Below are 7,169 nucleotides of genomic sequence, written 5' to 3'. Positions count from 1 at the left end.
TCGCTCGGTTAAAATCCCCGCCCTACATTTAGGGAGAGGCGCGCCTACGGGCTAGGGTGGGGTGAAGCGGCGGGGATTTGCCGGGGGCATAGCTCGCTTCGCTCGGTTAAAATCCCCGCCCTACATTTAGGGAGAGGGTCGGGTGGAGGATTGCCGCTGTCCCCTCTCCCCTCTGGGGAGAGGGTTAGGGTGAGGGGTAAAAGCGGCGGGGTTAGGAAACCCCGCCCTACGTAACAGGATTGAATCGCGCATCAACCTCGTAGGGGCCGACCTTCAGGTCGGCCCGCGTTTTCCCTCTCCCTGTTAGGGAGCGGCGCGCCGACGGGTTGGGGTGAGGGTCGGGGTTGGGAGCGTAAAAGCGGCGGGGTTAGGAAACCCCGCCCTACGGATATTTGTCGATGTAGGGTGGCCCTTCCACGGGCCGCTGCGGCGGGGCGTAGAAGCCCCGCCCTACATTCAGCGCCCGCGGCTAGAACCACTTCTTCCGCTTGAACACGATCAAGAGGCCCACGATTATCGTCACCGCCACCCCGATCAGCACGAAGTACGACCCGGGCCAGTTCAGCTCCGGCATCAGCTTGAAGTTCATCCCGTACCAGCCGCCGATGACCATGATGGGCAGGGCCATCGTGCTGACCACGGTCAGAAGCTGCATGACCTTGTTCAGCCGCTCGGTCTCCTCCTCCCGCAGGGTGCCCACCAGTTGCACCAGGCCGTCCATGCTCAGCTTGACGGCCTCGAAGGTGGTGTGCAGGTCGCCGACCTTGTTCTCCAGGATGTCCAGGTCGTTCTCGAGGTCGAGGGCCTCCAGGAGCTCGCGCTCGTGGGGCTCGAAGGTCTCGCGGTGCCACTCCACGGACTCGGCGAGGGCGGACGAGGCGGACTCGAGCATCTCGGACAGCACCTTGTAGGTGGTGATATCCTCGGAAAGGTGGGTCATCTCCTTCCGCAGGGCACTGGCCTCTTTGACCTCGCCGGAGGTGATGGAGTGTTTGGCCTGGCGGATGCGGTCGTTGTTGATGGCCGCGCCGCGGAAGAGGTTGTCCACGGCGTCCTCGAGGGCGTGGAGGTAGCCGTATGTGGTCACGGCGCGCTCGTAGGACCGCCACTCCGGCGCGATGAGGAACAGGCCGCTCCGCCCCCGGATGACCAGGGTGCCGTCCAGGAGGCGGAGGCTCGAAAAGATTTCGCCCAGGAGCTGGGCCACCTCGGCCCGCTCGTCCCGGTCGGCCAGGGGGTCGTGGTCCCGCCCCAGGGCTTCCCCGTCGCCCCGGTGCAGCGTCTGGGCCAGGAAGGCCACGAACTTGTCCCGCTCGTCGGAGTAGCCCTGGTGGATGAGCTCCATCAGGCGGTTCTGGGAGCTGGCCAGGACCGTGGTCATCATCTTGGAGGTGTCGGTGACCAGGTCGGCGATGATGGGGGAGAGTGAGTCGAGGGAGATGCGGTCCCGGCGGCCGTTCACGCGCTCCAGGCCGGCGGCGTAAATCGCCCGGCCGAAGACGTCGAGCTGGACCCCGACCCGCTCGTTCTGGAAGTCGCCCCCCGTTTCGATGTACCCCAGGCGGGCCGAGAGGTTCACGCGCTTGCCGCGCAGCGTTTCGCGGACGATGAGCTCGGTGGGCGGCGCCTGAATCTCGAAGGTCGCCTCCTCCGGCCGCGGGTCTATCTCCTCCGACAAAAAGGTGCTGCCCACCGGGGCGTAGCTGGGGCGGATCTTCCGGTTGAAAAGGTCTATGTAGTTCGCGCCGAAGGGGATCCACTCGCCGATAACCAGGGAGTTGGAGCCGCCGGCGAACAGGAGCTCGTGGGTCTCGGTCACGGCCTCTCCTCTAGGTGGCGGGATCCTTCCTAACCTCGCCGGGGAAGCCGAGCTCCAGGAGGTTGGGGAAGTGGGGGACGCTGGTGTAGGGCAGTTTGGGTATCTTCAGGCAGGCGATATCCTCCTCGATCCCGCACTTCGGACAGGAGCGCCAGACCCGCTCTTTGCCGGTGGTGTAGACCCACCGGTCGCCGCAGGCGCAGCGGACGAGCGGCTCGAGGACGGCGGTGACGGCGGGGGTCGAACGGGCGGCCTCGGCGCGCCCCGCCTCGGTCATCCGGTAGGCGGAGAAGAAGCCGTGGTGGCTGCCGGTGAGCTCGAGGCGCTGGAGCATCCCCCGCTTCTCCAGGGCGGCCAGGTCCTCCAGCCCCTCCTGGCTCAGGCAGACGTAGCGGGTGTCGCCGTGCCAGTTGGTGAGGACCGGCGCCGTGTCGTAGGGCAGGAGCCCCCGCTCGCTGGCCAGGAAAAAGAGGGCGTGGAGGGTGCTCTCTTTCAAAAAGCGCTGCAGCCCCCCGGCGCGCTCCTCGCCCAAAAGCTCCCCCACGAGCCACAGGAGCTTGCGCTGATTGTCGGTCGTTCCGTTTTCGGTCATTGTGCTTGGTCCAACTCCAGGTTGTAAAAGCTGCCGAAACCGCGCTGCACTTTGATTTGCGTGACCGGCAGGTAGGTGTACAGAATCTCGCCGCCCAGATCGGCGGTGGCCTCCAACAAAAAGTAGGTTCCGGGGGGGACGCCGATGAGCTGGAACTCACCGATGAAGTTCGAGGTGCAGGTCTTGTAGACCCTGCCCGCGCGGTAGTCCTCCTCCGTCCGGTACAGTAGGACCGAGGCCCCGGGCACCGGCGTGCCCCGGATCAAAACCTTCCCCACGATGACCCCGGTGGTCTGGGGGTCCATGTTCAGGGCCCCGGAGCTGGAGAAGCTGCCGCCTTCCAGGGTGGGAATCTGCAGCGACTGGAAGATGCCCGTCATGTCCCAGAGGCTGCTCTCGAAGCGCTCGGTGGGCATGCTGGCCACGAAGGTGTAGCCGACCATGTTGCGCAGGACGAAGCAGGCGAGCTGGGTGGTTCGGCGGACCTCGCCGGTGACCGGGTCGCCCAGCTCCTGTTCGTACACCGCCAGGAAGGGCGGGCCTAGGGCGAGCTCGGCCAGGACGGAGGCCAGGGGGTCCGTGGTCTCGGCGGGCTTGTCTTTCTCCAGCTCCAGTCGGCGCCTGCGCGTCTCGGCGTCGGCGTAGGGGGCGCCCGTGGTCCCCTGCAGCATCACCAGCGCCTGCATGATGGTGAGATTCTCCACGACGGCCTCGCCGGCGTCGGGGTTGTAGTCCTCGTCGGTTTTGCCGGGGGCATAGCTCGCTTCGCTCGGTTCGGGGAGGGCGGCGGCGGTAGTAGTTTTGCCCGTGGCATAGCTCGCTTCGCTCGGTTCAGCGACGACGGGGCGGGTCCCCTCGTGGAGGGCCTCGCCCTCGAGAGGTCCCGGTTGAACCTCCACGGGGGCGGTCCCGGAGGGCATCGGCAGATAAACCGGCTCCCGGCCCTCCCAGGACTCGATGAGCGCCTGCACCGTCGTCTCGCGGCCGCGGATGCCGTACTGGCTCTTGGACACCCGGCGATGTTCCGAGGGGGAGGTCAACCCGGCCAGGAGCTTCCCGTAGGCCCGGAAATTGGATTGGCCGTCGGGGCTCTCCAAAAGGACCAGGGCCGACCCCACGTTCTGGGTGATGGTCCAGCCCGCGGGGGCGGTGACCTGGAACCCGTAGTCGGTGTTCGAGTAGGTCTGGCCGGCGACCGCGGTCCGGGCGAGGGCGGGCGCGGCCGTTACGGCGAGGAGGAGGACGATATGGACGGCTGGTCGGTGGAGTGGATGCATGCCGGACGAATTTTACCACAACGCGGCGCGGCGCTCCACGGTGTCCGTCCCGTGCGGTTCCTCCCCGAACGGCGCGGCCCCGCTTGGGCGCGGCTTGTCAGCCCACCCTTTTTAGGATATGATTACTCTTGAGACGTTTAGGAGGCCGCGATGTTCGAGGGCTCCCTGACCAAGACGCCCCTGGGAACGGTCTTTCAGCACCTCGTCCACCAGAACCTGTCCGGTCGTCTGACCGTGCGGTCCGATGGGAAGGAACTCCACTACTTCTTCATCCGGGGACGGCTGCATAACGCCACCAAGAACCCCGACGTCACGGGCTCCCGGCACGTCTTCAACCTGATCAAGGGCGACTTCACCTTCGACGAGGCTCAGGATATAGATTCGCCCACGAGCCCCGAGCTGACCACTTTCCGCTGGATCATGAACCGGTCCCTGGAGACCGCCGACCCCCGGGCCATGCAGTGGGTGCTCCTCTCGCCCCACGCCATTCCGCAGGTGGTCTCGATCCCCATCGCCGAGCTGACCGACGACGAGATGAAAATCGCCGCGCTCATAGACGACGACCGGACCATCACCGACATCGTCAAGGCCTCCCCCCTGCCCGAGCGGTTCACCCTCCAGGTTCTCTTCGGGCTGGTCGTGTCGGACACCATCCGGCTGGTGCGGACCCTGGAGGTGGTGCGGGTCCTGGTGCACGTCATAGACGAGTTCGTGCTCGCCCTGGGCCGGACGCGGCTCACGGCCAACGGCGCCGAACGGATGTTCGGCAAGACCCTTTCCGAGGCCATCGTGGACAACCCCCAGCTCGAGCAACTGGAGCTGGGCGGGAGCATCCAGTCGCTGCACCAGCTCCGCCGGCAGTTCGAGCGGGGCGCCGACGCCCTGAAGATACTCGGCGGGCTCCTGGAGCGCTTCTACAAAGCCGTGGGCGTTTTCATCGAGAGCGCCGAGCTGGCCAAAATATTAAAAGACATCGCCGCCAACTACTTCCCTCGCCACCGCAACCTGGTCAACGAGCTGCGCATGGACGAGTTCATCGGGCACATTGTGGAGGATGCGGCGACGCGGGATAGGGAGCTGTACTGGTCCTCCATCCTGGCCGACGAGGGAGGGCGGAGCATCCTGGGCTAGGCCGGACCGGCGGGGGCGAGTCGGGAGGCCGTGTTTCCTGTTCCCGGCGGTGGCTACCGCGGGGGCGGGTGGGGAGGCTGCGTTTCCTGTTCCCGGCGGTTGACCCTAGACGGTCGCGCTGGTGTGATGGCGCGGAGGCGGGTGGGGAGGCTGCGTTTCTTGTTCCCGGCGGTGGCTACCGCGACAGTCGAGCCATCGGCCGCGCGTTTCACGGGCGCTGGGCGGTTACGGTGGCCGCGTTTCCAGCCCTCGGTGGGCGATGAAAAAATCCGGCCGTCAACATCGAGGCGCGGCTCGGACGAACGGGTATTCGGGCGCGCCGTAACAGACGACCGGCGTTGGAGGTAGGCGTGGAAATCAAAGACGTGCTCAAGAAAACGTACCTCTTCTACACCCTGGACTCGGGCGAGCTGGATATTCTGGCCCGTAGCGCGCGGGTGGAGACGTTCCCCAAGGGGCGCGTCATCTTCGACGAGGGCGACGAGGGCGGCCCGCTCTACATCATCCAGTCCGGCCGGGTCTCCATCGCCAAGGCCCTCGACGAGGAGGGCCGGCGCTCGCAGCTCGCCGAGCTCGGGCAGTACTTCTTCTTCGGCGAAATTTCCCTCTTCGACGGCGGCAAGCGCTCCGCCTCCGTGGAGGCCGTGGAGGACACCCTGTGCGTCATCATCGAGAAGAGCGACTTCTGGGCGGCGATGATGGCCAACCCCGCCTCGGCCCACAAGGTCTACCGGGCGATCCTCTCGGTGCACTCCAACGCCATCCGGCGGGCCAACGAGCGCTTCCGCGAGTTCCTCGGCACCGCCCTGGGGGGCATTTAAACCGCCTTCGATGGTGGCAAGGGGTTTCGCTAGAGGCGTAGCTCGCTCCGCTCGGTTTGCCGGGGGCATAGCTCGCTTCGCTCGGTTAAACCCCTTGTCTCTTGCTTCGAGCCGGGTAAACCCTTAACCGCGGAGCCGACGGGCTCTCTTCTTTAACCGCCGTGAAGTGAAGGACGGTTTGAAACCACTCGCGCGCACGATCCTGGCGCTCCTCTTCCTGGCGGGCGGGACGGCCTGCGGCGGTTCCGACCCCGCGAGCGCGCCGCCCCTGGCGCCGCCGCGTCTTCTCATTCTGGTGGAGCGCGCCGAAGGCGGGCCCGACGCCGCCCTTGAGGCCGGGCTCTCCACTCTGGCCAACGACACCCCCGCCCGCGGCTGGCGCATCGCCCCGCCCCCGGACGGTGTTCCCGAGCGGACCTGTATCATCTACGAACCGGCCTACGGGGACGTCGCCCGGGACGCGGCGCTCCTGTTCTCCCTGGGGGAGGACCGGCTGATCGCGGTTCCCCCCGGCGCCCAGGAGGCGGCGGTCGTCCTCTCCTTCGGCTCCGACTACGACCTGGAGTCGCTGGCGCTCTGGCCCGGCGGCGACCCGCCCGTCATCTCCCCCGATGAGCTCGGCCGTCTGGGGTACGCGGAGGGCACCGTCGTTTACGTGGACATCTCACAGTGCCGGGCCACCCTCTTCGTGGACGACGAGCCGGTGAAAACCTGGCCGGTGGCCGTCGGCGGTCCCTCGTCGCCCACGCCCCCCGGCGTGTACGAAATCGTCCGCCTCAAGGAAAACCCCACCTGGAGCTGGGAGGGCCGGAGCTACCCGCCCGGCGATCCGGAGAACGGCCTCGGCTCGCGTTGGATCGGTATAGACCTCCCCACCTACGGCATGCACGGGACCAACGAGCCCGATCTGATAGGCACCGCCGTCAGCCACGGCTGCGTGCGGTCCTCCAACTCGGACGTCGAGGAGGTCTTCGGGTACCTGAAGCTGGGCGACACCATCATCTGGGCGGAGTGAAGTCGGCGACCCGCGGTTTCCCTCTCCCCGTGGGAGAGGGTTAGGGTGAGGGTCGGAGCATGTACGAAAAAGCGGCGGGGATTAAGGCCCCCGCCCTATATTTGGGGTTCAATAGTCGACCGGGCGGGTGTGGACACCCGCCCCTACGTCATCGCAACATAGCGGGGCATGGGTGGGGTTAAAAGGTGCAGCGGTCCCCTCTCCCTTTTAGGGAGAGGGTTAGGGTGAGGGGTGAACGCGGCGGGGTTAGGAAACCCCGCCCTACGTGATTTGATTGAATCGTGCGTCACCCTCGTAGGGGCCGACCTTTAGGTCGGCCCGCGGGCGGGTGTGGACACCCGCCCCTACGTCATCGCAACGTAGCGGGGCATGGGTGGGGTTAAAAGGTGCCGCGTTCCCCTCTCCCTTTTAGGGAGAGGGTTAGGGTGAGGGGTGAACGCGGCGGGGTTAGGAAACCCCGCCCTACGTGATTTGATTGAATCGTGCGTCACCCTCGTAGGGGCCGACCTTTAGG

6 protein-coding genes are annotated in these 7,169 nt (G+C 66.4%); 3 read left to right on the top strand and 3 right to left on the bottom strand.

Annotation, left to right across the window (positions count from 1 at the left end; all coding sequences use genetic code 11):
• Window positions 1-469: 469 nt before the first annotated feature.
• The 3 genes from NTW26_03470 to NTW26_03460 are packed head-to-tail and all read right to left on the bottom strand — an operon-like array spanning window position 470 to window position 3,688.
• Window positions 470-1,819, bottom strand: a complete 1,350-nt coding sequence (locus tag NTW26_03470) for a hypothetical protein (protein ID MCX7021333.1) — start codon at window positions 1,817-1,819, stop codon at window positions 470-472.
• A 10-nt stretch (window positions 1,820-1,829) separates the two neighbouring features.
• Complete coding sequence (locus NTW26_03465) at window positions 1,830-2,411, bottom strand: hypothetical protein (protein MCX7021332.1); 582 nt, start codon at window positions 2,409-2,411, stop codon at window positions 1,830-1,832.
• On the bottom strand, window positions 2,408-3,688 hold the full coding sequence (locus NTW26_03460) for a carboxypeptidase-like regulatory domain-containing protein (protein ID MCX7021331.1): 1,281 nt from the start codon (window positions 3,686-3,688) through the stop codon (window positions 2,408-2,410). The genes NTW26_03465 and NTW26_03460 overlap by 4 nt, the downstream gene beginning before the upstream one ends.
• Window positions 3,689-3,838: 150 nt before the next feature.
• Between NTW26_03460 and NTW26_03455 the strand changes: the two genes are divergently transcribed.
• From NTW26_03455 to NTW26_03445, 3 genes are all read left to right on the top strand, one after another.
• Complete coding sequence (locus tag NTW26_03455) at window positions 3,839-4,819, top strand: DUF4388 domain-containing protein (protein MCX7021330.1); 981 nt, start codon at window positions 3,839-3,841, stop codon at window positions 4,817-4,819.
• A gap of 350 nt (window positions 4,820-5,169) precedes the next feature.
• Window positions 5,170-5,640 (top strand): cyclic nucleotide-binding domain-containing protein, encoded by a 471-nt coding sequence (locus tag NTW26_03450; GenBank protein ID MCX7021329.1) that lies wholly within the window; start codon window positions 5,170-5,172, stop codon window positions 5,638-5,640.
• 178 nt (window positions 5,641-5,818) lie between these two features.
• Window positions 5,819-6,655, top strand: a complete 837-nt coding sequence (locus NTW26_03445; GenBank protein MCX7021328.1) for a L,D-transpeptidase — start codon at window positions 5,819-5,821, stop codon at window positions 6,653-6,655.
• Window positions 6,656-7,169: the final 514 nt, after the last annotated feature.

The sequence above is a fragment of the bacterium genome (assembly GCA_026398675.1).
Lineage (GTDB): Bacteria > RBG-13-66-14 > RBG-13-66-14 > RBG-13-66-14 > RBG-13-66-14 > RBG-13-66-14.
The sequence above is the reverse complement of the archived record's forward strand: the minus strand, read 5'-3'. Positions and strand labels throughout refer to the sequence as shown.